The sequence below is a fragment of the Pseudomonas sp. SL4(2022) genome (assembly GCF_026625725.1).
Lineage (GTDB): Bacteria > Pseudomonadota > Gammaproteobacteria > Pseudomonadales > Pseudomonadaceae > Aquipseudomonas.
The window spans coordinates 64,227-89,692 of sequence record NZ_CP113060.1; the positions used below are offsets into that span (position 1 = coordinate 64,227).

General features: G+C 59.7%; 26 protein-coding genes and 1 pseudogene. 3 read left to right on the forward strand and 24 right to left on the reverse strand.

The genetic code is table 11. The features are described 5' to 3' along the window. Positions 1-20: 20 nt before the first annotated feature. The 11 genes from OU997_RS00350 to OU997_RS00400 all read right to left on the reverse strand — a co-directional run bounded on the left by OU997_RS00350 (position 21) and on the right by OU997_RS00400 (position 8,833). Positions 21-1,007 carry a DNA polymerase III subunit delta' gene (locus tag OU997_RS00350; protein ID WP_108486322.1) on the reverse strand — a complete coding sequence of 329 codons (987 nt, stop codon included), beginning with the start codon at positions 1,005-1,007 and terminating at the stop codon, positions 21-23. Continuing rightward, positions 1,000-1,632 (reverse strand): dTMP kinase, encoded by a 633-nt coding sequence (gene tmk / locus OU997_RS00355; RefSeq protein ID WP_108486323.1) that lies wholly within the window; start codon positions 1,630-1,632, stop codon positions 1,000-1,002. Before tmk ends, OU997_RS00350 begins: the two co-directional genes overlap by 8 nt. 9 nt (positions 1,633-1,641) lie before the next feature. Further along, positions 1,642-2,694, reverse strand: coding sequence for an endolytic transglycosylase MltG (gene mltG / locus OU997_RS00360; RefSeq protein WP_108486324.1), 1,053 nt, complete (start codon positions 2,692-2,694; stop codon positions 1,642-1,644). Positions 2,695-2,697: 3 nt separating this feature from the next. Further along, positions 2,698-3,513 (reverse strand): aminodeoxychorismate lyase, encoded by an 816-nt coding sequence (pabC, locus tag OU997_RS00365; RefSeq protein ID WP_267808497.1) that lies wholly within the window; start codon positions 3,511-3,513, stop codon positions 2,698-2,700. Then, on the reverse strand, positions 3,513-4,757 hold the full coding sequence (fabF, locus tag OU997_RS00370) for a beta-ketoacyl-ACP synthase II (RefSeq protein WP_108486326.1): 1,245 nt from the start codon (positions 4,755-4,757) through the stop codon (positions 3,513-3,515). The genes pabC and fabF overlap by 1 nt, the downstream gene beginning before the upstream one ends. Before the next feature lie 106 nt (positions 4,758-4,863). Beyond that, positions 4,864-5,097, reverse strand: a complete 234-nt coding sequence (acpP, locus tag OU997_RS00375) for an acyl carrier protein (RefSeq protein ID WP_058066290.1) — start codon at positions 5,095-5,097, stop codon at positions 4,864-4,866. Positions 5,098-5,292: 195 nt separating this feature from the next. Further along, positions 5,293-6,036 carry a 3-oxoacyl-ACP reductase FabG gene (gene fabG, locus OU997_RS00380; RefSeq protein ID WP_108486327.1) on the reverse strand — a complete coding sequence of 248 codons (744 nt, stop codon included), beginning with the start codon at positions 6,034-6,036 and terminating at the stop codon, positions 5,293-5,295. 16 nt (positions 6,037-6,052) lie between these two features. After that, positions 6,053-6,991 (reverse strand): ACP S-malonyltransferase, encoded by a 939-nt coding sequence (gene fabD / locus OU997_RS00385; RefSeq protein WP_267808503.1) that lies wholly within the window; start codon positions 6,989-6,991, stop codon positions 6,053-6,055. A 104-nt stretch (positions 6,992-7,095) separates the two neighbouring features. Then, positions 7,096-8,106: a phosphate acyltransferase PlsX gene (plsX, locus tag OU997_RS00390; RefSeq protein WP_108486329.1), complete on the reverse strand. Its 1,011-nt coding sequence runs from the start codon at positions 8,104-8,106 to the stop codon at positions 7,096-7,098. Between the two features lie 3 nt (positions 8,107-8,109). Next, positions 8,110-8,292: a 50S ribosomal protein L32 gene (gene rpmF / locus OU997_RS00395; RefSeq protein WP_003245185.1), complete on the reverse strand. Its 183-nt coding sequence runs from the start codon at positions 8,290-8,292 to the stop codon at positions 8,110-8,112. A 13-nt stretch (positions 8,293-8,305) separates the two neighbouring features. After that, positions 8,306-8,833, reverse strand: a complete 528-nt coding sequence (locus OU997_RS00400) for a YceD family protein (RefSeq protein ID WP_108486330.1) — start codon at positions 8,831-8,833, stop codon at positions 8,306-8,308. 121 nt (positions 8,834-8,954) lie between these two features. On the opposite strand from OU997_RS00400, the gene OU997_RS00405 reads away from it, so the two are divergent. Beyond that, complete coding sequence (locus OU997_RS00405) at positions 8,955-9,533, forward strand: Maf family protein (RefSeq protein WP_108486331.1); 579 nt, start codon at positions 8,955-8,957, stop codon at positions 9,531-9,533. 49 nt (positions 9,534-9,582) lie between these two features. Here OU997_RS00405 and sppA read toward each other — a convergent pair whose 3' ends face one another. Genes sppA through rluC form a run of 3 tightly spaced genes read right to left on the reverse strand, consistent with a single transcriptional unit; the run spans position 9,583 to position 12,195 of the window. Further along, the gene (gene sppA, locus OU997_RS00410; protein ID WP_108486332.1) at positions 9,583-10,563 is read right to left on the reverse strand and encodes a signal peptide peptidase SppA; all 981 of its coding nucleotides are present in this window, start codon (positions 10,561-10,563) and stop codon (positions 9,583-9,585) included. An 11-nt stretch (positions 10,564-10,574) separates the two neighbouring features. Continuing rightward, positions 10,575-11,249 (reverse strand): HAD-IA family hydrolase, encoded by a 675-nt coding sequence (locus tag OU997_RS00415; protein WP_267808519.1) that lies wholly within the window; start codon positions 11,247-11,249, stop codon positions 10,575-10,577. Next, entirely contained in the window at positions 11,242-12,195 is a 954-nt protein-coding gene (gene rluC, locus OU997_RS00420) for a 23S rRNA pseudouridine(955/2504/2580) synthase RluC (RefSeq protein WP_108486334.1), read from the reverse strand. Before rluC ends, OU997_RS00415 begins: the two co-directional genes overlap by 8 nt. 579 nt (positions 12,196-12,774) lie before the next feature. On the opposite strand from rluC, the gene rne reads away from it, so the two are divergent. Next, positions 12,775-15,840, forward strand: a complete 3,066-nt coding sequence (rne, locus tag OU997_RS00425; protein WP_267808521.1) for a ribonuclease E — start codon at positions 12,775-12,777, stop codon at positions 15,838-15,840. Between the two features lie 102 nt (positions 15,841-15,942). Here rne and murB read toward each other — a convergent pair whose 3' ends face one another. From murB to OU997_RS00465, 8 genes and pseudogenes are all read right to left on the reverse strand, one after another. Further along, positions 15,943-16,962: a UDP-N-acetylmuramate dehydrogenase gene (gene murB / locus OU997_RS00430; RefSeq protein ID WP_267808523.1), complete on the reverse strand. Its 1,020-nt coding sequence runs from the start codon at positions 16,960-16,962 to the stop codon at positions 15,943-15,945. Then, a complete protein-coding gene (locus OU997_RS00435; protein ID WP_267809841.1) occupies positions 16,959-17,423 on the reverse strand; it encodes a low molecular weight protein-tyrosine-phosphatase in 465 nt (154 codons plus the stop codon). Before OU997_RS00435 ends, murB begins: the two co-directional genes overlap by 4 nt. Positions 17,424-17,426: 3 nt before the next feature. After that, a pseudogene (gene kdsB, locus OU997_RS00440) lies at positions 17,427-18,188 on the reverse strand (3-deoxy-manno-octulosonate cytidylyltransferase); the annotation flags it as partial. Then, a complete protein-coding gene (locus OU997_RS00445; protein WP_090387286.1) occupies positions 18,189-18,374 on the reverse strand; it encodes a Trm112 family protein in 186 nt (61 codons plus the stop codon). A 61-nt stretch (positions 18,375-18,435) separates the two neighbouring features. After that, positions 18,436-19,437, reverse strand: a complete 1,002-nt coding sequence (gene lpxK / locus OU997_RS00450) for a tetraacyldisaccharide 4'-kinase (protein WP_267808527.1) — start codon at positions 19,435-19,437, stop codon at positions 18,436-18,438. A 13-nt stretch (positions 19,438-19,450) separates the two neighbouring features. Next, the gene (locus OU997_RS00455; protein ID WP_090248015.1) at positions 19,451-19,879 is read right to left on the reverse strand and encodes an ExbD/TolR family protein; all 429 of its coding nucleotides are present in this window, start codon (positions 19,877-19,879) and stop codon (positions 19,451-19,453) included. Next, positions 19,876-20,508: a MotA/TolQ/ExbB proton channel family protein gene (locus tag OU997_RS00460; RefSeq protein WP_108487881.1), complete on the reverse strand. Its 633-nt coding sequence runs from the start codon at positions 20,506-20,508 to the stop codon at positions 19,876-19,878. Before OU997_RS00460 ends, OU997_RS00455 begins: the two co-directional genes overlap by 4 nt. A 72-nt stretch (positions 20,509-20,580) precedes the next feature. Then, positions 20,581-22,806 carry a DNA internalization-related competence protein ComEC/Rec2 gene (locus tag OU997_RS00465; RefSeq protein ID WP_267808530.1) on the reverse strand — a complete coding sequence of 742 codons (2,226 nt, stop codon included), beginning with the start codon at positions 22,804-22,806 and terminating at the stop codon, positions 20,581-20,583. A 134-nt stretch (positions 22,807-22,940) separates the two neighbouring features. On the opposite strand from OU997_RS00465, the gene OU997_RS00470 reads away from it, so the two are divergent. After that, complete coding sequence (locus tag OU997_RS00470) at positions 22,941-23,465, forward strand: DUF2062 domain-containing protein (protein WP_108487880.1); 525 nt, start codon at positions 22,941-22,943, stop codon at positions 23,463-23,465. A 66-nt stretch (positions 23,466-23,531) separates the two neighbouring features. On the opposite strand, the gene OU997_RS00475 is transcribed toward OU997_RS00470, so the two are convergent. Further along, the gene (locus OU997_RS00475; RefSeq protein ID WP_267808531.1) at positions 23,532-24,776 is read right to left on the reverse strand and encodes a lipoprotein-releasing ABC transporter permease subunit; all 1,245 of its coding nucleotides are present in this window, start codon (positions 24,774-24,776) and stop codon (positions 23,532-23,534) included. Continuing rightward, positions 24,776-25,459, reverse strand: a complete 684-nt coding sequence (lolD, locus tag OU997_RS00480) for a lipoprotein-releasing ABC transporter ATP-binding protein LolD (RefSeq protein WP_267809842.1) — start codon at positions 25,457-25,459, stop codon at positions 24,776-24,778. The genes OU997_RS00475 and lolD overlap by 1 nt, the downstream gene beginning before the upstream one ends. Between the last annotated feature and the right edge of the window lie 7 nt (positions 25,460-25,466).

Below are 25,466 nucleotides of genomic sequence, written 5' to 3' on the forward strand. Positions count from 1 at the left end.
TATTCACTTAATGGCCGATTCTAGCCCGGCCCGGGCAAGCTTGCCCACTGCACCAGCAAGGCTTCGAGAAGCAAGACACGGTTGAGGTTCGCCTTACCAATGACTTTCTGACGCTGCGCCAGTAACCAATCCTGCATATTCAGCACTTTCGGTTGCGCAGTTTTCTGCGCCAGATACTGCACCACCTTACGCATGTCGGCATGTCCCAACCCCTCTTCATCGTGGGTCAACTGATAGCGCAGCATCAGCTGCGACCACTGGCAGAACCAGTCGAACAGCAACTGCAGGGACACCGCATTCCAACTTTCGGCCAACTGGCTGGGGGCGATCTGCTGTTTGAGCAGCTTCTTCACGCCCTCAACCACCTGTGCGCGCTGAGCGCTGACACCTTGCTCGTGCATCTGCACCGCCAACAGGGGCGAGCCGGCGGCCAGGAACAGCAGCTCGCGGTGTTCCTCAGCGCTGCACGCCGGTAACGCCTGGGCTAACCAGGCCAGGCTCATGGCCTCACTCGGCAACGGGCAGGCCTGCTGTACGCAGCGGCTCTTCACCGTAGGCAACAGGCGACTGGGCTGATGGCTGATCAGCAACAACACGGTATTGCCAGAGGGTTCCTCGAGGCTTTTCAACAGCGCGTTGGCCGCATTAATGTTCATCGATTCGGTCGGCTCGACCAGCACCACCTTGCGTCCGGCCAGTTGTGCGGTCTGCACCACGAAACTGACCAGATCGCGCACCTGATCAACCTTGATCGCCTTATCAGCCTCTTCCGGCTCCAGGATGTAGTTATCCGGGTGGGTGCCGGCTGCCAGCAGGTGACAGGACTTGCATTGGCCGCAGGCGTCCAGGCCATCGGGTTTCTGGCAGAGCAGACGCGCCATCAGGCGCTCGGCCAGCGCGCGCTTGCCGATCCCCGCCGGGCCGTGCAGCAGATAGGCATGGGCATGCTGCGTACGACCCGCCAATTGCTGCCAGAGTGCATCCTGCCAGGGGTAGGCTTCAGCCACGTTGCAGCTCCAGCAACTGTGGCAGCAGTGCATCCAACGCCTGCTGCACCTGGCTCAACGATTGAGCGGCATCAAGAATGTGATAGCGCTGCGGTTGTTCAGCCGCGCGACGTAGGTAGGTCTGACGCACTGCTTCAAAGAACTGCCGCCCTTCCTGCTCGAAACGATCCAGGCGACCGCGCGCCGCCGCACGGGCCAGACCGACTTCCACCGGCAGATCAAAGACCAACGTCAGATCAGGCCGTAAAGCGCCTTGAACGAAGGCTTCAAGCTGCGCAATACGCGCTTCGGAGAGACCACGACCACCGCCCTGATAAGCGTAGGTGGCATCAGTGAAACGGTCGCATAGCACCACGCTGCCGCGGGCCAGCGCCGGACGGACGACCTGTGCAAGGTGCTGAGCGCGGGCCGCGAATACCAGCAACAGTTCGGTGTCAGCAGCCATTGGCTCATCGCTGGGTGCCAGTAGCAGCTCGCGCACCCGCTCAGCCAGTGGCGTCCCCCCCGGCTCACGGGTCAGCAGCACATCAATACCCTGCTCACGCAGACGCTCGGCCAGGTAGTCGCGATTGGTGCTTTTACCAGCACCCTCTGGGCCTTCCAGGGTGATAAACAAACCGCTCACAGACTGTCCTTACTGATTAATGGGCGCTACAGGGGCCGGGCTCGAACGATAATCTGCGCGGCGCTTGAGCTGATACTCACGTACAGCTCGGTTGTGCTGCTCAAGGGTATTGGAAAATACATGGCTGCCATCGCCACGGGCAACGAAATACAGACTGCTTCCCGCCACCGGGTTCAGCGCGGCATGAATCGCCTCGCGACCGACCAATGCGATGGGCGTCGGCGGCATTCCATCGATGGTGTAGGTGTTATAAGGCGTTGGCTCACGCAGGTCATTGCGGGTAATACGCCCGTTATAGCGCTCACCCATGCCATAGATCACCGTCGGATCGGTCTGCAGACGCATGCCGATGCGCAGGCGCCGTACGAACACCCCGGCAATCTCACCGCGCTCTTCGGGCACACCGGTTTCCTTTTCGATCATCGAAGCCATGATCAGCGCGTCATAAGGTTCTTTGTACGGCAGGTCCTTGGCTCGCTGCGCCCACTCCTCGGCCAGCACCTGTTCCAGCCGTGCATGCGCCTGTTTGAGCAGTTCAAGGTCACTCATGCCACGCACAAAGCTGTAGGTATCAGGGAAGAAACGCCCTTCCGGGTTTAACCCAGACAGGCCAAGCTGTTTCATCAGCTCAGCATCGCTCAGCTCGCCCAAGGTCAATTCAAGACGCGTTTCACGCGCCAGGGCCGCACGCACCTGCCGGAAGTTCCAGCCTTCAACCAGGGTCAGGCTGTATTGCAAGACGTCACCACGCCGCCACTGACCGAGCATGTCCAGCGCCGTAGCGCCGGGAACCAGGCGATACTCGCCACTGTGCAGCGGTTGATTGCGCAAATTGAAGCGCCAGTACAGGCGTAACCAGAACGCTTGCTCGAGAATGCCGTCGGTTTCCAGACGATTGAGCACACCGCCCGGCGTAGCACCTGCCGGCACATCCACCAGGTACGCTTCAGTCAGCTTCAGGGGCTGATGCAGCGCCGAATGCTGCTGCCAGGCAGCAAAGGCAACCAGCAAAGTAGCCAGCACCACGCCACCTTCCAGCAGCAGCAAGATTTTCCGTATCACGAATCAGCAGTCCAGTAGATCGCGGGCAATGGCCTGCAGTTTACGGGTGAGCGGGCCGACCGGCCAGTCGTGAACAAGCAAAGCGCGAACTGGCCACACGCCATAGAGGCTGTTACACAGCATGACCTCATCAGCCGCCAGTAACTCGGCGTAGCTGATATCGCGTACCTGACACTCAACACCCAGCGCAGCCGCCTGCGCCAGCAACTCCGCGCGCATTACGCCGGCTACGCCACAGCGCGACAGATCGGCCGTCATCAGCACACCTGCACTGACCAACATCAGGTTGCTGTAAACCCCCTCGATCACCCGCCCGCTGCCATCCTGCATAAGCCCTTCGGCATGCTCGGTGTCCTGCCACTCGCTGCGAGCCAGCACCTGCTCAAGACGATTGAGGTGCTTCAGACCGGCAAGCAAAGGCTGCTCCGCCAAACGTGTGGCGCAGGGGAAAAGGCGTACACCCTGCTCGGCATGAGCGGAGGGATAAACCGGTTTGGCCGCAGCCTGCAGAATCAGGCGCGGCCGCACCGGCTGTGGCAGCGCATAACCACGCTGCCCATCACCACGCGTGAGCATAAGCTTGACCACACCCTCACCCACCTGCTGGCTGAATGCCAGCAGCTGAGCGCGCACCAATGGCAGATCGACTGGAATGTACAGCCGGGTACAGCCTTCAGCCAGTCGCGCCAGGTGGCGCTCCAGCAGCGAGGGTTGTCCAGCACTCACGGCGATGGTCTCGAAGAGCCCGTCGCCGTAGGCCAGGCCGCGATCCGTTATGGACAGCAGCTCAGCCGGCTGGCCATCAACCCAGCTCAGCATCAACCGGCAAACCGGCGGAACACCAGCGAGCCGTTGGTGCCGCCAAAGCCAAAGGAGTTGGACAGCACCACATCCAATGCCATGGCCTTGGCCTGATGCGCAACGAAGTCGAGATCGCAGCCTTCGTCCGGGCTATCCAGGTTGATGGTCGGCGGCGCCACCTGATCACGCAGCGCGAGGATGCTGAAGATCGCCTCCACCGCACCGGCTGCACCCAGCAGGTGACCGGTCATGGACTTGGTCGAGCTCACTGCCAATTTGTAGGCATGCTCACCAAACACCGATTTCACTGCCGCCACTTCAGCCTTGTCACCCGCCGAAGTCGAAGTGCCATGGGCGTTGATGTACTGCACCTGATCGGCATTCAGGCCGGCATCACGCAGCGCGTTGGCCATGCAGCGCGCTGCACCGGCGCCGTCTTCAGGTGGCGAAGTCATGTGATAGGCATCGCCGCTCATGCCAAAGCCGATCAGCTCGGCATGGATAGTCGCGCCACGAGCCTTGGCATGCTCCAGCTCTTCCAGCACCAAAGCCCCCGCGCCATCGGACAGCACGAAGCCGTCACGATCCTTGTCCCAAGGCCGGCTGGCCTTGGTCGGTTCATCGTTTCGCGTCGACAGCGCCCGCGCAGCGCCGAAGCCGCCCATTCCCAGGCCGCAGGCGGCCATTTCGGCGCCACCGGCAACCATTACATCGGCTTCGCCGTAAGCGATGTTGCGCGCCGCCATGCCAATGCAATGAGTACCCGTGGTACAGGCCGTGGCGATGGCGTAGTTGGGGCCCTGTAGACCGAGGTGGATCGACAGGAAACCGGAAATCATGTTGATAATCGAACCAGGCACGAAGAACGGCGAAATCCGCCGCGGCCCCTGCTCATGCAGCGACTTGCAGTTGTTTTCGATATTGGTCAGGCCACCGATACCGGAGCCCATGGCCACGCCAATACGCTCGCGGTTGGCATCAGTGACTTCCAGACCGGAGCTGCGCATGGCCTGAAAACTTGCAGCCAGGCCGTACTGAATAAACAAGTCGAGCTTGCGGGCTTCTTTGGCCGACAAGTATTCCTCAACATTGAAACCTTTGACCGCACCACCAAAGCGCGTGGAAAAAGCGGAAAGGTCTACATGCTCAAGCAGGCCGATGCCACTACGACCAGCCAAAATGCCCTGCCAGCTACTCGGCACATCGTTACCCAATGGTGACAGCATACCCATACCGGTAACCACGACGCGTCTACGCGACACAGCAATCTCCTTTTCTAGTTTTCAACGCTTGGAATGCGCTTAAAGAAAAGCCGCACGCCTGATTAGGGAGTGCGGCTTTTCCGAGTCGGGAACCGACAAATACGTCTTACGCGTGAGCGGTAACGTAGTCGATAGCTTCCTGAACGGTGGTGATCTTCTCAGCTTGTTCGTCCGGGATTTCGGTCTCGAATTCTTCCTCGAGAGCCATCACCAGCTCAACGGTGTCAAGAGAGTCGGCACCCAGGTCTTCGACGAAGGAAGCGCTGTTGGTTACTTCCTCTTCTTTGACGCCAAGTTGCTCAGCAACGATTTTCTTGACGCGTTCTTCGATGGTGCTCATACCTTGTTTTCACTCCTATTGGACAAATCCAGGCAGCTGGTCTGCGGCCAAGTGTATAGAAAGGGTTTTTAGCATTTCAAGCTGAATGCCGGGGTGCCCCAGGAACACTTCAACGATCTGTCTATAAACCTGTTGCAGCTTTATAACGGATTTTAGACAGCATCTATGACAGTTTTCTGAAGCCATCCGTCACATTCAGCTCATGTACATCCCGCCGTTCACAGGGATAGTAGCGCCTGTGACGTAAGCTGCGCCATCAGAAGCGAGGAAAGCGACCACTTTCGCGATCTCTTCGGCCTGCCCCAGACGGCCCAACGGAATCTGTGTCAGCAGCGCATCACGCTGCGCATCTGGCAGTTCACGGGTCATATCGGTGTCAATAAAACCCGGCGCTACTGCGTTTACGGTAATCGCCCGCGAACCCACTTCACGCGCCAATGCACGGCCAAAACCTTCAAGCCCAGCCTTGGCAGCGGCATAGTTGACCTGCCCGGCGTTACCCATGGCACCCACCACCGAACCAATATTGATGATGCGCCCGTAACGCGCCTTGGTCATACCACGCAGCACCGCCTTGGTCAGGCGATACAGACTGCTCAGGTTGGTATTGATGACATCGAACCACTCATCATCTTTCATGCGCAGCATCAGGTTATCGCGGGTGATACCGGCGTTATTGACCAAGATCAACGGCTGGCCAAGGTGTTGCTGGATATGTTCAAGGGTGCTAGCAACCGACTCGTCATTGCTGACATCCAGCACCAGACCAGCACCTTCGATGCCATTGGCCTTCAGGGTTTCCGCAATACGCTCGGCACCCGAGGCCGAAGTGGCCGTACCGATGACCACAGCCCCCTGACGCCCCAACTCCAGGGCAATCGCCTGGCCAATGCCGCGGCTCGCGCCAGTAACCAATGCAACCTTACCTTGCAGGCTCATATCGTTTCTCCTTAAATCAGACCAAGGCCGCGTTCGTAGCAGCGAAGGCGTCCGGGGTGTCCAGGTTATGGGTGTTGATACCTTTGACGCAGCGCTTGTTCAGACCCGACAACACCCTGCCAGGACCACACTCAACCAGATCCGTCACACCCTGTGCAGACAGGCAGACGATCGACTCCACCCAACGCACCGGGCTGTACAACTGAGCCAACAGGTCGCGTTTGAGCCCTTCCAGATCCGTCACCACCGCAGCGCTGACGTTCTGCACCAGAGCAATCTGCGGAGCCTGCCAGTCAATTGCCGCTACCGCTTCAGCAAAACGCTCGGCCGCAGGCCGCATCAACGCGCAGTGCGACGGCACGCTAACCGGCAACGGCATCGCGCGCTTGGCGCCACGTGCCTTGCAGGCCTCAATGGCGCGCTCGACAGCAGCGGCGCCCCCAGCAATCACCACCTGGCCCGGCGCATTGAAATTCACCGCACTGACCACTTCACCCTGTGCAGCTTCGGCGCAAGCCGTCAGCACATCGGCATCTTCCAGCCCCAGAATCGCCGCCATGCCGCCCTGCCCGGCCGGCACTGCCTGCTGCATCAGCTGACCGCGGTGCTCGACCAGCTTGACCGCTGCAGACAGCGAAAGACTGCCAGCAGCAACCAGCGCCGAGTACTCACCCAGGCTGTGCCCGGCAACAAATGCAGGACGTGCAGCGCTTTCGGCCAACCAGGCACGCCACAGAGCAACCGAAGCAGTCAGAATCGCTGGCTGCGTCCTGTCAGTCTGGTTCAGTTGTTCTTCAGGGCCCTGCTGGGTCAGCGCCCATAGGTCATAACCGAGCGCTTCGGAAGCTTCGGCGAAGGTGTCAATAATCAGCGGCCGTTGTGCACCGTGCTCGGCGAGCATCGCCAGAGACTGGGAACCCTGGCCCGGAAAGACGAATGCGAGAGATGCAGACATGGAAACCTGTTCCTAATGATCGGGATCGTCGGTAATACGCGCCAAGCTCAGCCAGGCGCAACAAACTGACAGTTGGATGACGGGCTCCCCGCCGCAGTCACATTCTAAAGCAGGTGTTCGCCGAGACGACCATGCAAACGTTGTGGCAGATTTTCTTCAATCTCCCGCAAAGCTCGGCGAATCGCACTCTTGAAGCCCTCAGGCCCGGCCGCACCATGGCTTTTCACCACAATCCCCTGCAGCCCCACGAAACTGGCGCCGTTGTGCTGGGCTGGCGCCAGTTCACCCTGCAAGCGCCGCAGCAGCGGCAATGCCAGCGCACCAACCGCGCGCGCTGCAAGGCTTGACTTGAACAGGGCATCGATACGCCCGGCAATCATCGCCGCCAGACCTTCACTGGATTTGAGCAGGATGTTGCCGACAAAACCATCACACACCACCACGTCAGCCTCGCCGCGGTAGAGCCCATCGCCCTCGATAAAACCGATGTAGTTCAACCCCTCGGCCTGCTGCAGCAGACTGGCTGCCAGTTTGACCTGCTGGTTGCCCTTGATGTCCTCAGTACCGACATTCAACAGCGCCACACGCGGACGCTGCATACCCAGAACCTCGGCTGCCACTGAACCCATCACGGCGAACTGGTGCAGATGCTCGGCACTGCAATCAACATTCGCGCCTAGATCCAGCAGATGGCAGAAACCCGTCTGTGTCGGAATAGCCGTGACCATGGCCGGACGGTCAATTCCCGGCAGGGTTTTCAGCACATAGCGTGACAACGCCATCAGCGCCCCGGTATTCCCGGCGCTGACACAGGCCTGCGCCGCACCACTGCGCAGCAATTCAAGGCTGACACGCATCGAGGAATCCGGCTTGCTACGCAAAGCCTGGGCCGGGCGCTCGCCCATACCCACGACTTCACCGGCATGGGCAACACGCAGGCGAGCACGATCGACACCGGGGTGGCGAGCAATCAAGGATTCAAGAAGAGAAGATTGGCCAACGAGGACCAGGTGCAACGAAGGGGATTCAGCCAAACAGGCAATGCTGGCCGGAACAATGCAGTGGGGACCGAAGTCCCCACCCATTGCATCAATCGCTATAACCGGAGCGGACAAGGATTACTCGTCAGCGCCCTTGTCGATCACTTTACGACCACGGTAAACGCCTTCTGGCGATACGTGGTGACGCAGGTGAACTTCACCGGTGCTTTTCTCGACCGACAGAGTGCTGGCCTCGAGAGCGTCGTGCGAACGGCGCATGTCACGGGCGGAACGGGATTTTTTGTTCTGCTGAACAGCCATAACTAATTAACTCCTAAACGTTTGGGTCACGCTTTAACTGCGCCAATACACTGAACGGGTTGGACCGCGTTACCTCGTCCTCGCTCGACTCGGGCTCTTCGAGGCCGGCCGGCTGCTGGCAATCTTTAGGGTCATGAGCCGGGACAATGGGCAAGGCGAGCAGAAGCTCCTCCTCAACCAGCGCCAGCAGATCCAATGGGTCTTCACCCAACTCAATCACGTCATAGCCTTGCGGCACGGACTGGGTATTCGCACCCTCTTTCACCACAGCGTAATCACACGCGCTATAGATCGGCAAAGTGACCAGCTCCAGACAACGCTGGCAAACCATCTTGACTTCAACCTCAAGCTCACTGTGAAAAACCACAGCGTTACGCTCGTCGCGCTCGAAAGAAAACTTCGTACGCACCATGCCTTGGTTATCGGCAAGCGGGCCGCAGAGACGCTGCAAATCTGCAAGCTGCAGGTCACCCTCAAGGGTGGCGCTGCGATCGGCTAATTTGCGCGGATCAACGTGAGGTGGAATCGGGCCATTTGACATAGGCGGCGCATTTTAGGGATGCAACCCGCCGCTGTCAAAGGAAATTCGGCCTGTCCAGCATCTGGAGCGACGGCTAGAATCACTCACTGCCCGCAAACCTATATAGAAGAAGGAAAACGCCGTGCTGCCTCTGGTGCTAGCGTCCAGCTCCCCCTATCGCCGCGAACTGCTTAACCGCCTGCGCCTACCGTTTACTTGGAGCGCTCCGCAAATCAACGAAACACAGCACGCGAATGAAGGCGCCGAAGCCCTGGTACGCCGCCTGTCACAGGAAAAAGCCCAAGCCCTGAGCGGCACACATCCGCAACACCTGATCATCGGTTCAGATCAGGTGGCGGTACTCGGCTCACAAATACTCGGCAAGCCGCATACCCTGGAACGCGCTTGCGAGCAGTTGCTGGCCGCCAGCGGCAATAGCGTCACCTTTTTGACCGGGCTCTCCCTGCTCAACAGCGCAACCGGCCAACAACAAACCGACTGCGTGCCATTCACTGTGCATTTCCGCCCACTCAGCGAAGCGCAAATCGTGCGCTACCTGAGCACCGAGCAACCCTTCGACTGTGCCGGCAGCTTCAAAGCCGAAGGCCTGGGCATCAGTCTATTCAGCAGCACCGAAGGCAGCGACAGCAACAGCCTGATCGGCCTACCACTGATTCGCCTGGTTGACATGCTGCAAGCCAACGGTATCGATATCCCCTAAAGCAACAAGCCCGATCAATGACCGGGCCCGCTTGCAACAGACCTAAACCCTAGCGCAAGGCCGGGCCCTGGAACCCCATCCACAAGGCAATGCGCTCAGCCATACTGGCACCCAGGGTTTTCGCGAAACGATCGAAAGGCGATTCCTGCACCGTGAAGTCGACGACTTCCTTCTCGCCAATCACTTCCCGCGCCACATAGCTGGTATTGCCCAACGCATCGACCAACCCCAGCTTTAAAGCCTGCTCACCCGACCAGACCAAGCCCGAGAACAACTCGGGATGCTCAGCATCCTTCAAGCGCTCACCACGCCCCTGTTTAACACTGGCAATAAACTGACGATGGGTGGTTTCCAGCACACCCTGCCAGAATTTGGTCTCTTCGGCCTTTTGCGGCTGAAACGGATCGAGAAACGCCTTGTGCTCGCCGGAGGTATACACGCGACGATCGACACCCAACTTCTCCATCACGCCTACAAAACCGAAGGTAGCCGCCGTCACACCAATAGAGCCAACCAGACTGGCCTTGTCGGCATAGATCTCATCCGCCGCACTGGCGATGTAATAGGCACCCGACGCACCCAGGTCGGTAATCACCGCATATAGCTTGATCGCCGGGTATTCGGCGCGCAGGCGGCGAATCTCGTCATAGATATAGCCCGACTGCACCGGACTACCACCCGGGCTATTGATCCGCAGGATTACACCCTTGGTGCTGGCGTCCTCAAAGGCTGCGCGCAGACTGCTGACAATATTGTCAGCACTGGCAGACTCTTGATCTGCAATCATGCCACGCACCTCAATCACCGCAGTATGGCTGCCAGTGGTCGCACCCTTCTTCATCGCCAGCATGGGCGAGAACAACGCCAGCGCACCGAAGATATAAATAAAGGTCAACAACTTGAAGAAAATCCCCCAGCGCCGCGCACGACGCTGTTCCTGCACGCCAGCCAACAGGGTTTTTTCAAGCAACTGCCAGCTTTTACCGTCGCCATCAGCCGCTGCTGCCGACGCCTTCCATTCATCTGCCATGCAAAACCACCTCAACTGACTGAATTAGACGCACGCCGACCCAGCCAGGCGCGCAATTCGGTAAAACATTCTATTGCCAACGTTGGCTGACACTCGCGCAACGCCTGCAACGACTGCGCACCATAACCCACGGCCACACAATCCATGCCCGCACGCTGCGCCATCAACAGATCAAAGGACGAATCCCCCACCATCAACGCCTGATGCGCTGACACACCGCTTTGCTCAAGAATCTCATGCAACATCAACGGATCAGGCTTACTTGCTGTTTCATCGGCACAGCGACTGTAATCGAAAAAATCCAGCCAACCACGATCAGCCAACACACGCTGTAAACCATGACGCCCCTTACCGGTCGCCACCGCCAAGCGATAACCCTCAGCACGAAAAGCCTGCAACCCCTCCGCCACACCATGAAACAAGGCCGAAGGTTCGGACTCGAGCGCCAGATAATTTTCGCTGTAACTTTGCCGCATACGCTGAACAAGACCCACATCATCCAGCAACGGATACAAGCTGCGAATCGCCTCCGGCAAACCCAGACCGATAATCCCGCGCACCTGATCATCGGTGCAGCGCGCAAGACCGCATACATCTGCAGCCAAGTGCATGGCCGTGACAATCCGACCAATCGAATCGACCAGCGTGCCATCCCAGTCGAAAATCAGCAGCTGGTAATCACGCACCCAGACGCTCCAGGGTCTTCGCCCACACCTCATCCACAGGGGCTTCGAGTTTGATCGTGCCACCTTCAGGCAGCGGCACAACCAATTCATAGGCGTGCAGGAACAGGCGCTTACCGCCCAGCTCACGAATCTCTTTGGTGAAGTCATCGTCGCCGTATTTGCTGTCACCGGCAATCGAGTGCCCCGCGTACTGAGCATGCACACGGATCTGGTGAGTACGCCCAGTCACCGGTTTGGCTTCAATCAACGTGGCAAACTCACCAAAACGCCGAAGCACTCGGAATACGGTTAAAGCCTCCTTGCCTTCAGGATTGACCTCAACCATCCGCTCACCGGAACGCAGATTGCTCTTAAGCAGCGGCGCATTAACCTGCTTTTTCGCCGTCGCCCAATGACCGCGAACCAGCGCCATATAGCGCTTATCCACGCCATCGCCACGCAAGGCTTCGTGCAGGTGACGCAGCATGCTGCGCTTTTTGGCAATCATCAGAAGACCCGACGTATCACGGTCCAGACGATGCACCAACTCCAGATCCTTGGCATCGGGACGCAATTGACGAAAGGCCTCAATGACACCGTAATTCAGACCACTGCCACCATGCACGGCAATGCCGGCCGGCTTATTCAGCACAATCAGCGCCTTGTCTTCGTAGACTATCGCCGCCTCAAGGCGCTGCAACAGCCCTTGCGCCAAGGGCTCAGGCTCATCGCGCTCAGCGAGCCGCAACGGCGGCACACGCACAATGTCACCGGCTTGCAACTTGTACTCAGGCTTGATGCGCCCCTTGTTTACCCGCACCTCGCCTTTGCGCAAGATCCGGTAAATAAGCGTTTTCGGCACACCCTTGAGCTGCGTGCGGAGAAAATTATCAATGCGTTGGCCGGCAAGTTCCGGCGCAACCTCGAGCAGCTGAACGCCGGAGGTTGGAGGGGAAGGATTAGTCATCGCGCAATCATAACAATTTTTATGGAATTGAAGCACTTAATCATTGCTGCTATAGTCGCAGAGCCGCCAAAAGCGGCCTGGTTAGCGGATGATCGCCAAAACTGCCATCCCCAACCAACGCAATCCATTCGGGACGTGAGGCCGTCCGACGGGTTATTCAGCGAATGAAAAGCCTGCAAGGCTGTGAATAACTCGGAAATAAAGCCTTTAAGCCATGATGCGCAACCAGCCCCTTTGGACGGTTGCGGTAATAGTTAACCCGCTGCGGATTTTCGCGAGCGGCACCCGAGTTTCAGCGATACGTGTAGGGTGGAGATGTACAACTGTTGGTCCGCGTAGCTGCTCGCTTTACCAAGACGCCTTATCTCGTCCGCTACCAACAGCTGATTCCTCCTCCTGAACTTAGTGCTTTCTGTTATCACAGCGAGCAGGAGACGTCCGTCGCGGCCCAGCACAATTGGCTGATCGCCGCTAGACACTGGAACGCTTTACGACCGTTCCTGACGCACCTGACACCGACCCCTGAAGTCGTGTGTGCCGAACGCCGCTTCCGCCAGCACCGGAAACCGACGGTACTACATGAAAAGAATGCTGATTAACGCCACTCAGCCCGAAGAGTTGCGTGTTGCCCTCGTAGATGGGCAAAAACTCTACGACCTGGACATTGAGTCCGGTGCGCGCGAGCAAAAAAAATCCAACATCTACAAGGGTAAAATCACCCGCGTAGAGCCGAGTCTCGAAGCCGCTTTCGTCGATTTCGGTTCTGAGCGTCACGGTTTCCTCCCGCTCAAAGAAATCTCCCGCGAATACTTCAGCAAGGCGCCAGAAGGCCGCGTCAATATCAAAGACGTGCTCAAGGAAGGCCAGGAAGTTATCGTTCAGGTCGAGAAAGAAGAGCGTGGCAACAAGGGCGCAGCCCTGACCACCTTTATCAGCCTCGCCGGCCGCTACCTGGTGCTGATGCCGAACAACCCGCGTGCCGGTGGCATCTCGCGCCGCATCGAAGGCGAAGAGCGTAATGAACTGCGTGAAGCGCTGAACGGCCTGGTTGCGCCAAGCGACATGGGCTTGATCGTACGCACCGCAGGCCTTGGCCGCTCTAGCGAAGAAATGCAGTGGGACCTGGATTACCTGCTGCAACTCTGGACCGCCATCAAAGAAGCCTCGCAAGACCGCGCCGCACCCTTCCTGATCTATCAGGAAAGCAACGTCATCATCCGCGCCATCCGCGACTACCTGCGCCAAGACATCGGCGAAGTGCTGGTCGACAGCATTGAAGCGCAGCAAGAAGCCCTGAGTTTCATCAACCAGGTGATGCCGCAGTACGCCAGCAAGATCAAGCTGTACGAAGACAGCGTGCCGCTGTTCAACCGTTTCCAGATCGAAAGCCAGATCGAAACCGCTTTCCAGCGCGAAGTGAAACTGCCATCCGGCGGTTCCATTGTCATCGACCCGACCGAAGCCCTGGTGTCCATCGACATCAACTCGGCGCGCGCCACCAAAGGCAGCGACATTGAAGAAACGGCCCTGCAGACCAACCTGGAAGCGGCTGAAGAAATCGCTCGTCAACTGCGCCTGCGCGACATCGGCGGCCTGATCGTCATCGACTTTATCGACATGACCCCGGCGAAGAACCAACGCGCCGTGGAAGAAAAAGTCCGCGAAAGCCTGGAAGCTGATCGCGCCCGCGTGCAAGTGGGCCGCATTTCACGCTTCGGGCTGCTGGAAATGTCGCGTCAACGCCTGCGCCCGTCCCTGGGTGAAACCAGCGGCATCGTCTGCCCACGCTGCAACGGTCAGGGCATCATCCGTGACGTTGAATCACTGTCGCTGGCCATCCTGCGCCTGATCGAAGAAGAAGCGCTGAAAGACCGCACCGCCGAAGTCCGTGCGCAAGTGCCAATTCCGGTTGCTGCGTTCCTGCTCAACGAAAAACGCAATTCGATCACCAAGACCGAACTGCGCACCCGCGCACGCATCGTCATCATCCCGAACGACCACTTGGAAACGCCGCACTTTGAAGTGCAGCGCATCCGCGACGACAGCCCGGAGGCTCAATCCGGCCAGTCCAGCTATGAAATGGCCGTGACAGAAGCTGAAGAAGAGAAGCAAGCGTCCGCTACCCGCACCCTGGTTCGCCAGGAAGCAGCCATCAAGACCGCACCACAGCGCACCGCACCGACCCCGGTTGAAGCCGTTGCGGCACAACCGGTCGCGGCGGCCGAACCAAGCCTGTTCAAAGGCTTGGTTAAATCGCTGGTCAGCTTGTTCGCGAGCAAAGAAGAAGAAAAACCTGTCGTCATCGAGAAGAAAACCAACGAGCGTCCGCAGCGTGGCGATGAGCGCCGCAACGGCCGTCAGCAGAATCGCAACCGCGGTGGCCGCAGTGACGAACGCAAACCACGCGAAGACCGCGCACCGCGTGAAGACCGTGGCCCGCGGGAAGAACGCGCACCTCGTGAGGAGCGTGCACCGCGTGCTGGCCGTGAAGAGCGCGCACCGCGTGAAGAACGTAGCCCGCGTGAGCTGGTTGAAGTTCGCGAACCGCAGGAAGTGCGCCAATCGCGCCCACCGCGCGAAGAGCGTCAGCCACGCGACCGCAAGCCGCGTGAAGAGCGCCAACCTCGCGAACTGCGCGAGCCGCTTGATGCGGCTCAGGGCGACAGCGCCACCGCCAGCGACGAAGCCCGTAGCGAACGCCCGCAACGTGAACCGCGCCAGCCACGCCCACCGCGTGAAGAGCGTCAGCCGCGTGCCGAACACGCTGCAGCCGCCACTGACGAAGAGGCGCTGAACGCCGATGACGCTCAACTGGATGATGGCCAAGACAACAGTGAAGGTGGCGATCGCCCACGCCGTCGCTCGCGTGGCCAGCGTCGTCGCAGCAATCGTCGCGAACGCCAGAACGATGCCAACGGCAACCCAATCGAAGGCAACGAAGAAACCGCAGAGGCTTCGGCCGATGCCGACAATGCAGTCATCGCCGCAGCGGTAACCGCCGCGGTTATGACTGGCGCAGACGAAGCCGCCCCAGCAACCACAGCAATCGCACCGGTGGTTGTCGAGCAAGAGCAGCCACGTGAAGCCACTGCCGTTGAAGTAGCACAGGCCGTTGTTGAAACCACAGCAGCAGAAGCAGTAGCCAGCCCCACTTTCGAGGCCAGCGAAACACCTGCACAGGCCGCCGAAGTCAGCGAAAGCGCATCAGCACCTGCTCCAGCTCCAGAAGCGCTGGAAACACCAACTGTGGTTGCAACGCCAGAGCCGGTTGCCGAAGTTGCAGTGGCTGAGGTGGTAGCCGCTGAAGCCGCGCCCGCCGTCGCGCTGACCAGCAACGGTCGTGCGCCTAACGATCCGCGCGAAGTGCGTCGCCGTCAGCGTGAAGCCGAGCGCCTGGCTCGCGAAGCAGCTGAAACGCCAGCTGCCGCCGTTCAGGTTGAAGCGGCTGCACCAGTAGTAGAAGTGACTGCAGAAGCCGTCGTTGAAACTGCAGCCGAAGCACCTGCGAGCATCGAAGCCGTCGAGCCCAAGGCCGAAACCGCCGCGCACGTAGAAGCAGAAGTAAGCCAGGAGCCGCAAAGCTCACTGTTTACTGAAGTAGAAGCTGACGAGCAGGATAAAGAAGCGGTCAAACCACAGGTCTGATCCGCCAGGCAATAAAAAGGGGATGCTTAGGCATCCCCTTTTGCGTTCTGGCTTTTATTACAGCGCGATCAATACGCTGGTCGCAGCCTGCCGCCAAACGCCTTACAGCACGTTTGGCTCAATCTCCAACTCCACCGCAAAACGCTGGGCAATATCCGCCTGGATACGCTGCGCCAGTGCCAACAGTTGCGCCCCGGTGGCTGCGCCGTAATTCACCAGTACCAGCGCCTGCAAACGATGCACGCCCGCATCACCCTCACGAAAGCCCTTCCAGCCCGCCCGTTCGATCAACCAGCCGGCGGCCAGCTTGGCCTGTCCATCTGCCTGAGCATACGCCACCAGATCGGCATGCTCAGCACGCAAGCGTTGCGCCAGCTCACTCGATACCAACGGGTTCTTGAAGAAGCTTCCGGCATTGCCCAGCACAGCAGGATCAGGCAGCTTTTCACTGCGAATGGCACAGATGGCCTGACTGACATCCAGCGCCGTCGGAGCACCGATCCCCTGCTCTGCCAGACGCTGACGCACCGGACCATAATCCAGATGCAACGCTGCCGTGCGACTCAAGGCAAAGCGCACCCGCAGGATGACCCAGCGCCCGCTTTCTCGTTTGAAAAGGCTATCGCGGTAGGCAAAGGCGCAATCCTGCAGAGAAAACTCACACAACTCGCCGCTATAACGATCCAGGGCAGTCAACCCGGCAAACAGATCCTTTAGCTCAACACCGTAGGCACCAATATTTTGTACCGGTGCCGCACCCACTGTGCCAGGAATCAGGCTGAGGTTTTCCAAACCGGCAAAACCTTGCGCCAGCGTCCACTGCACAAATGGATGCCAGGGCTCCCCCGCCTCCGCCTCAATCACCACACGCTCGCCGTTATCGCTGAGTACGCGAATGCCACGACTGGCCATGCGCAGCACCAGCGCCTCAACGTCAGTGGTGAGCAGCAGATTGCTGCCACCCCCGAGCAATAACAGCGGCAACTGCCGCGCTTGCGCATAGCTCAGCGCTTCGCGCACCTGCTGATCGTTCTCGGCTTCGGCAAAATGCCTGGCCTGAGCCTCGACGGCAAAGCTGTTATAGGGTTTCAGCGATACCTGAGTGCGCACCTGCACGCTCATAAGCGCCCCTTGAGTTCGAGCACCAAGGCATCACAGGCCTGCTCGATCAGGTCCAGCACCTGCTCGAAACCGGCTGCGCCGCCGTAATAAGGATCCGGCACTTCATCCAGTCCCAGCTGATAACGGCGTAAAAACAGATCCAGCTCGGCCGCATCATTGCCCGAACGCAGCTGCTGCAGGTCGCGCAGATTGCTGTTATCCATCGCCAGAATCAGGTCGAAAGCATGAAAATCCGCCGCCTTGACCTGCCGGCCGCGCAACGCAGACAGGTCATAGCCGCGCTGCTGCGCCGCCTGACGCGTGCGCAAATCCGCCGCTTTGCCTACATGCCAGTCACCCGTGCCGGCCGAATCAACCTCAATATGCTCAGCTAAGCCAGCCTCACGCAGCTTGTGGCGCAACACACCTTCGGCCGTGGGCGAGCGGCAGATATTGCCCAAACAGACAAACAGAACGCGCATCAGGCCCCCCAGCAGGCGACGAACCCGCTCCAGGTCTTCCGGTGTGTCGACACCCGCAGGCGGCGCTTGCAGAGCATCGGCGACATGGATACGCACGCCATGCCAGAGCGCGCGCAGCTGCTCCAGGCACTCGGTGTCTTCCAGCCAGCACGGGCCCCAGGCGACGAAGTCATGCAGAAACTGCGCACGGTAGGCGTAGATGCCGATGTGACGACGGTACGGCACGCCGGCCGGCAACTCGTCACGGCTTTTGGCAAAGGCATCCCGCGCCCAGGCCAGCGGCGCGCGGCTGAAGGTCAGAGCCAGGCCGGTCTTGTCGCTGACCACCTTGACCACATTGGGGTTGAACAGCGCCTGAACCTCTTCAATCGGCTCGGCCAGGGTGGCGATGGCGGCCTGTGGATTGGCGGCCAGATTGGCGGCCACCTGATCGATGATCGCCGGCGGAATCAGCGGCTCATCGCCCTGCACGTTGACCACGATGGCGTCAGCCGCCAGGCCCAAAGCCGTAGCCACTTCAGCCAAGCGGTCGGTGCCTGAGTTGTGATCGACACGGGTCAACACCACCTGCGCACCAAAGCCCTGACAGGCCTCCACAATACGCGCATCGTCGGTGGCAACTACCACCTGCTGGGCGCTGCTTTTGCACGCCTGCTCCCAGACATGCTGAATCATCGGTTTGCCGGCAATATCCTGCAGCGGCTTGCCCGGCAGGCGGCTGGAAGCGAAGCGTGCCGGAATCACAACGGTAAAGGCAGTGCTCATTTACTTATCCAGACGCTCGTCGACGTTGAGGGTGCGGGCTTCGGTTTCCAGCATCACGGGGATGCCATCGCGAACCGGGAATGCCAGTGCGTCGGCCTTGCAGATCAGCTCACTCTTGTCAGCAGCAAGCTTCAGCGGGCCCTTGCACAGTGGGCAGGCGAGAATGTCGAGTAGTTTCGGGTCCATGGGAGATCCTTGATAGGAAGCAACTGCTGAGGCGGACGAGGCCGCCGAATGATCAGAACAGTCAGGCGCGCGGCACAAGACGCTGCAATTGCTGATCAAACCAGGCGACAAACGCGGCCGAAGGCTCGGCATCCACCGCCAGGTACCACCAATCGTCAGCCGCAAAGGCACGGCACTTGACCGCATCCTTTTCCGTCATCAGCACCGGTAGCGCCGGGCTGAAGTTCAGCAACTCGGCACTGTACGGCGCGTGGTCGGCAAAGGCATGCGCGACAGGCCGCCAGTGTAGCCCTTCGAGGGTGTTGAAGAAACGCTGCGGATTGCCAATACCGGCCACGGCATGCAGCGCCTGACCCGCAGGAAAATGCGTCAAGGGACGCACTTCGCCACTGCGCAGGTTGATCAGATTGCGTGGCTGCAAGGTAAAGGCGTAGCCATCCGACGAGTCCGCATTCGCGCCGTTATAAAGCCGTGCATCCACGCTTAAGAGACGCTCGACCGGCTCACGCAACGGACCTGCGGGCAGACAACGGCGATTGCCCAGGCCGCGCACGGCATCGATCAGCACCAGTTCGAGATCTCGGGCCAGGCGGTAGTGCTGCAAGCCGTCATCACTGAGGATCAGGTCCAGCGGCTCGGCCGCCAGCAAGGCAGCCACCGCGCGACTGCGATCAGGATCAATCATCAGCGGCACGCCGCTACGCTGCACGATCAGCAGCGGCTCATCACCGGCCACGCTGGCAGCCTGATCAGCCTGCACGCGCCAGGGCAGCTGCGGCGGCTGAGCGCCATAACCGCGACTGACCACGCCGACGCGCAGCCCCTGACGGCGGCAATGCTCGATCAGCCAGAGAATCATCGGGGTCTTGCCGGTGCCGCCGACAGTGATATTGCCGACCACCACCACCGGCACGGGAGCACGGTAGATCTCACCCTCACCCGCCAGAAAACGTGCGCGCTTGCGCAGCACCACCGCGCGATACAACCACTCCAGCGGACGCAGCAGGCCCAGCGCCGGATGACCGGCGTACCAGGCAGCAGTAAGGCGTGCGGACAGGCTCATCAGTGGGCAACCCTCAAGGCGCAGCTTGCGCCTCGATAGTGGTCATACGCAGATGGGCAAAACCCAACTTGCCGGCCGCATCCATGGCAGTGATCACCGCCTGATGCTGCGCCTTGGCATCGGCGCTGATGATCAGCGGAAGGCTGTTATCGCCTTCCGACTCCTTCTGCAGCGCAGCCATCAGGCTTTCCAGATCACTTTTCAGCAACTGCTTGGCATTCAGCGAGTAGCTACCGTCAGCGGCAATCAGGATTTCCAGCTGCTTGAGTTCAGTCTGCTCAGGTGGCGTGCCAGTGGCGGCCTCCGGTAGATCAACCTTGAGCTGGGTCTCACGGGTAAAAGTGGTGGTGACCACGAAGAACAGCAGCAGGATAAACACCACGTCGATCAGCGAGGCCAGGTTGATCTCGACGTTTTCCCGCGGTTTACGCCGGAATTTCACGCCTTGTCCTCGCCCAGATCGACGTCACGGTCACCCTGCACCACTTCCACCAAGCGGATGGCTTCCTGCTCCATGCCGACCACCAGTTCATCGACACGGCGCTGCAAGTAGCGGTGGAAGAACAACGCAGGAATGGCCACGATCAAGCCGGCCGCAGTGGTGATCAGCGCCTTGGAAATACCGCCGGCCAGCGAGGATGCATTGGCCATACCGGTGCCCATGAACGAACTGAAAATTTCGATCATGCCCAGCACCGTACCAAGCAGCCCCAGCAGTGGCGCGATACCGGCAATGGTGCCCAGGGCATTGAGGTAACGTTCCAGGTCATGGATGACCCGCGCGGCGGCTTCCTGAATGCACTCTTTCATGATCTCGCGACCATGCTTGGAGTTGGCCAGGCCAGCCGCAAGGATTTGCCCCAACGGCGAGTTGGCGCGCAGTTCCTTGAGCTTCTGATTATTGAGTTTTTTCTCTTTGATCCACTTCCACACCTGCCCCAGCAGGTTGGGTGGGGTAATGCGGCTCGGCCGCAACGTCCACAGGCGCTCGGCAATGATGCCGGCCGCAGCGATAGAACACAGAATGATTGGCAGCATCATCCAGCCGCCAGCTTTGACCAGTTCCCACACGGTGGCAGATCCCCTTCACAAAAGTGGCGCCACTCTAGCATAGGGCTGCGGCCTCGCCGACCGCCGCCGTTCTCATTTTTCCCGCCAAAAGCGTGCATGGTTACGCAAACCCTGCGCCGGCTCAAACGCCCCCAGGCGAATCCGCACCGCACCGTGCACAGCGGTGTCATACAGCTGTGCATCCAGCGCCCGGTAGCGCTCGACAACCTCAGCATGCGGATGGCCAAAAGCATTGTGCGCACCACGGGAAATCAGCGCAGCTGTAGGCCTGACCTTTGCCAGGAAAGACGCCGAGGATGAACTGCGGCTGCCATGGTGCGGCGCCAGCAGCCACTGCGCCGGCATTTCCAGGCCACTACTGAGCAGTGCCTGTTCGGCGTTAGCGTCAATATCGCCGGCCAACCACAGACGCTCGCCATTGGCTTCAATATGCAACACGCAGGAAGACTGATTGCCATCGCTGGCACTCTCCCAGCGCCAGGTACTGAGTTGCACCCCGTCCCATTGCCACTGCCGCCCACTGACACAAGCTGCAGCCTGCCACGCAGGTTCCAGCTTATCCGGCTCACCACTAAGTACCTGCCTGACGGGTAAACCGCGCCGGATTGCAGCAGCGCCACCGGAGTGATCGTTATCGGCATGACTGATCAGCAGCACATCGAGAGCACGCACATCCAGTGCCCGTAGAGAAGGCAGCACCACCCGCTCACCGGTATCGAACTCACCAAATCGCGGTCCAGCGTCATACAGCAAATCATGCTTCTGGGTGCGCACTAACACCGCCAGCCCCTGGCCGACATCCAGCATCCACACCTCCGCCCGCCCGTATTCAGGACGCTGCTGCGGGCTGAACAACAAGGGCAGCAGCAGTAATGCGCCCAGGCTGCGCATCGGCAAGGCGGCCGGCAATAGCAACACCAGCGCGCCCAGCACCACCAGCAGCCAGGCCCAGAATGGCAAGGCGCTCGGCAACCAGGCCGGCAGCCACAGGGCCAACTGCGTGAGTAACTCAAACAGCAGATCGAGCACCCAGCCTGCTACCCAGAGCAGTGCAGCACCGACCACAGGCAAGGGCAGCAATAGCGTGCCGATTAATGCCAGCGGCACTACCAGTAATCCGACCACGGGAACCGCTACCAGGTTGGCCAAAGGAGCACTGGCACTCACAGGCAAACCGAGGGCCAACAGCAGTGGCAACAAGCCGATGGCCATGGCCCACTGCGCACGCAGTAAGGTGTTCCACCAGGGCCAGGCACCCAGCCGACCACTGAAGGTCAGGATCAGCAGCATCACCGCGCCAAAAGACAACCAGAAACCCGGCTGCAAACTGGCCAACGGCTCACCCAGCAACACCGCAAGCAATGCCAGTAATACAGGCAACCATACGCCCAGATGGCGGAAACGCCAGCGCCAGAGCAGCACCAAACCGATCATCACGCAGGCACGCTGTACCGGCACCTCAAAACCTGCCAACCCCCCATAAGCCAAAGCGCCGGCCAAGGCCACTGCACAAGCACAGGGCAGCCAGGGCCAGCTGCGCGGCCAGAATCCCAGACGCGCCATGCCGGCAACCAGGCCATATAACAGCGCCGCCAAAAGACCGATATGCTGGCCAGAGATCACCATCAAGTGCACAGTGCCGGTGTTCTGCAGCACCTGCCAATCTGCTGTCGAAAGCCCCGAATCGTCACCCAACACCAGCGCTGCCAACGCGCCTTCGCGGCCATGTGCAGGCGTTGCTAAAAGCTGCTGACGCAAACGGTCACGCCAGGCCCCTGTTCCACTCGCTGGCGCGATCAACTCGCCGCTTTTTACGGTACCCGTGCCACCAATACGCTGCGCCAGCAGCCAGGCCTCGTAATCGAACGACTGAGGATTGACCAAACCATGGGGGCGCTTTAGCCGTACCGCCAGACGCCAGGTTTGACCCGCACGCACAGCCGGTCCGTCATACCAAGCCAGGCGCAAACGTGCGGGCAATTTGTCACGACGGGAAACCACCTGTTCCAATTCAAAGCGCACCACCCCCTCGCCTAATTGAGGCAGACCAACTACCCGCCCCTGCAACCATAGGGTTCGTGCATCCATTTGCTGCACGAGACGATCATCCAGCGCCCATTGCGCCGATACACATGCCCAAGTGAAGGCAAATAGAAACAACGCAACGGGATAACTGCGAAATGGCAATAACATCAAGCCGGCGACCGGCAGAACAGCCAGCAGCCACAAGGGTGGCAAAGCCGGAAGGAAGCGCAGCACCAGTAGCCCGGCTACCAGCGCGAAAATTCCTGTGCGCATAGACTCGCTCCATGAGTCGAATACCGCGTTTCACCTATCGATCAGCCTTTGCTTATTTGCTGTCACAAAGTGTGAAAGCAGGCTGCCATCAACGGGGGCATAATGTTCGCGCGTTTACCCGCCAGAGAGCCTTCATGCCGCGTCGTCTATTCAAGCGCTACATGCCCCACCCGGACAGTATCAAGGCCAATAAATCACTGCGCTTTCTTGGTAATCTGATCCACGACCCCAATCTCTGGCACCTCAACCGCCATTCCGTATCACGCGCCATGGCCATCGGCCTGTTCTGGGCAATGATTCCGATGCCGATGCAAATGATCGCGGCCGCAGCCGTAGCCATTCCGGCCCGAGGTAACCTGCCAATATCCATCGGGCTGGTCTGGCTGACCAATCCGATTACCATGCCGCCAGTGTTTTATTGCAGCTACAAGTTCGGCGCCTGGCTAATCAACACCCCAACCCTGCAAATGCCCGATGAAATCACCCTCAGCTGGATTGGCCAGGTCCTGCAAACCCACTGGCAACCGCTCTATCTCGGTGCCCTTGCGCTGGGCTTGCTATTCGCCCTGATGGGCTATTTCGGCACCCAGGCCTACTGGCGCTGGTGGGTGCGTCGCAGTTGGCGCAAACGTCAGGAAAATCGTCGCCAATCTCACTAAGACGTTCAGCACTGACATAAAAAAGCCGTTACTCAGTAACGGCTTTGGGGTTTCTGCCAGCGTAGCTTATTCGTAACGCAGCGCATCGGCCGGCTGAATCTGCGCGGCTCGCCAGGACGGGTAGACGGTGGCCAGAAAGCTCAGGCTGAAGGCCGCGCCGCAGATCAGCAGAACATCAGACAGCAGTAACTCAGACGGCAGGTTACTGATGAAATACACATCCGCGCTCATTACCTGCTGACCGCTCAGGCGCTCGATCCAGCCCACAAGTTGACTGACATTCAACGCAGCAAAAATACCCAGCACCGCGCCAATCAGCGTACCGATCACGCCGATCACCGTACCTTGCACCATAAAGATGCCCATGATCTGCCCCGGCGTCGCACCCAGGGTACGCAAGATGGCGATATCCGCGCCCTTGTCCGCCACCACCATGATCAAGGTGGCGATGATGTTGAACGCCGCCACGGCGACGATCAGCAGCAGCAACAGCCCGATCATGGTCTTTTCCATTTTCATCGCACTGAACAGGCTGCCCTGGGTCAGGGTCCAGTCAGCAGAGCTGTAACCTGCGCCCAACTCACCGACAATCTGCGCGGCCACTTGCGGCGCCTGGTAGAGGTCTTTCAACTTCAGGCGCACGCTCTGCACCTGGCCCGGCTGCATACGCTGGATATGTGCCGCATCGGCGACGTGGATTAACGCTAACGAGCTGTCCAGTTCGGCGCCGACCTTGAAGATGCCGACCACGTTGAGGCGTTGCATGCGTGGGCTGATGCCGCCCGGTACGCTGCTCAGTTCCGGCACAATCAACGCCAGCTTATCGCCCACCCGCAGTTGGAAGCGTCGCGCGGTGATCTCACCGAGCACCACACCGAACTCGCCTTCGCGCAAATCGCTCAGGCGGCCTTGCTGCATATGCTTGTCGATAATCGACACCTGCGGCTCCAGCGCCGGATCGATACCGTGAAGCTGCACCGGCTGCATCGCGCCACGCACCGAAAGCATGCCTTCCAGCTCGGCAAACGGCACAGCGGCGACCACCTGAGGGTTGCTCTTCGCAGCGGCGGCAACCTGCTGCCAATCATCCAGCGGTTGCGCCCCGGCGATGCTGGCATGCGGCACCATACCGAGGATGCGCGTGCTCATTTCCTTCTGGAAACCGTTCATCACCGACAACACCACGATCATGGCCAACACACCCAAGGCTAGGCCGATCATCGAAGTCATCGAGATAAAGGAAATAAAGTGGTTGCGCCGCTTGGCCCCGGTATAGCGGATACCGATAAAGATACTCAGCGGACGAAACATCAGGCGGCCACCAGCTTGCCGTCTTCCAGACGCAGGATGCGGTCCATCTGCTGGGCCAGCGCCATGTCGTGGGTCACCACCAGAAAGGCGGTCTGCGAGGAGCGGCTCAACTCCTTCATCAGGTCCTGAATGCCTTGCGCGGTATGATGATCGAGGTTGCCGGTGGGCTCATCAAGCAGCACCAGGCCCGGCTGATTGACCAAAGCGCGGGCAATTGCCACACGCTGACGCTCACCACCGGACAGCTCAGACGGCTTGTGCGCCAGGCGATGGCCCAGGCCAACACGCTCCAGCAGCGCAGTGGCACGCTGACGCGCCTCACTGATCGGCGTACGGCCAATCAGCAATGGCATACACACGTTTTCCAGCGCGGTGAATTCCGGCAGCAGGTGGTGGAACTGGTAAACGAAACCCAGCGCGCGGTTACGCAGCAGGCCGCGCTGTTTTTCATTCAGCGCCGACAATTCCTCGCCCGCCAGCCAGACGCTGCCGCTGCTCGGCGTATCCAGGCCACCAAGCATATTGAGCAAGGTACTCTTGCCCGACCCGGAACTGCCGACAATCGCCACACGCTCGCCAGGGTGCAGTTCCAGCTGCAGGTCCTGCAGCACTACAACCGATTGCGGACCTTCGTCATAGCTTTTACCGAGGTTGCGACAACTCAACACTGCACGATCTTGCATAACCGAA

Coding starts and splice junctions, on each gene's coding strand:
- pabC (WP_267808497.1), bottom strand. CDS start 3,513: ATGCTGAGCTGGGTTGATGGCCAGCCGGCTGAGCTGCTGTCCATAACG.
- acpP (WP_058066290.1), bottom strand. CDS start 5,097: ATGAGCACCATCGAAGAACGCGTCAAGAAAATCGTTGCTGAGCAACTT.
- fabG (WP_108486327.1), bottom strand. CDS start 6,036: ATGAGCCTGCAAGGTAAGGTTGCATTGGTTACTGGCGCGAGCCGCGGC.
- fabD (WP_267808503.1), bottom strand. CDS start 6,991: ATGTCTGCATCTCTCGCATTCGTCTTTCCGGGCCAGGGTTCCCAGTCT.
- rpmF (WP_003245185.1), bottom strand. CDS start 8,292: ATGGCTGTTCAGCAGAACAAAAAATCCCGTTCCGCCCGTGACATGCGC.
- OU997_RS00400 (WP_108486330.1), bottom strand. CDS start 8,833: ATGTCAAATGGCCCGATTCCACCTCACGTTGATCCGCGCAAATTAGCC.
- sppA (WP_108486332.1), bottom strand. CDS start 10,563: ATGGCAGATGAATGGAAGGCGTCGGCAGCAGCGGCTGATGGCGACGGT.
- rluC (WP_108486334.1), bottom strand. CDS start 12,195: ATGACTAATCCTTCCCCTCCAACCTCCGGCGTTCAGCTGCTCGAGGTT.
- rne (WP_267808521.1), top strand. CDS start 12,775: ATGAAAAGAATGCTGATTAACGCCACTCAGCCCGAAGAGTTGCGTGTT.
- murB (WP_267808523.1), bottom strand. CDS start 16,962: ATGAGCGTGCAGGTGCGCACTCAGGTATCGCTGAAACCCTATAACAGC.
- OU997_RS00435 (WP_267809841.1), bottom strand. CDS start 17,423: ATGCGCGTTCTGTTTGTCTGTTTGGGCAATATCTGCCGCTCGCCCACG.
- OU997_RS00445 (WP_090387286.1), bottom strand. CDS start 18,374: ATGGACCCGAAACTACTCGACATTCTCGCCTGCCCACTGTGCAAGGGC.
- lpxK (WP_267808527.1), bottom strand. CDS start 19,437: ATGAGCCTGTCCGCACGCCTTACTGCTGCCTGGTACGCCGGTCATCCG.
- OU997_RS00465 (WP_267808530.1), bottom strand. CDS start 22,806: ATGCGCACAGGAATTTTCGCGCTGGTAGCCGGGCTACTGGTGCTGCGC.
- OU997_RS00470 (WP_108487880.1), top strand. CDS start 22,941: ATGCCGCGTCGTCTATTCAAGCGCTACATGCCCCACCCGGACAGTATC.
- OU997_RS00475 (WP_267808531.1), bottom strand. CDS start 24,776: ATGTTTCGTCCGCTGAGTATCTTTATCGGTATCCGCTATACCGGGGCC.
- lolD (WP_267809842.1), bottom strand. CDS start 25,459: ATGCAAGATCGTGCAGTGTTGAGTTGTCGCAACCTCGGTAAAAGCTAT.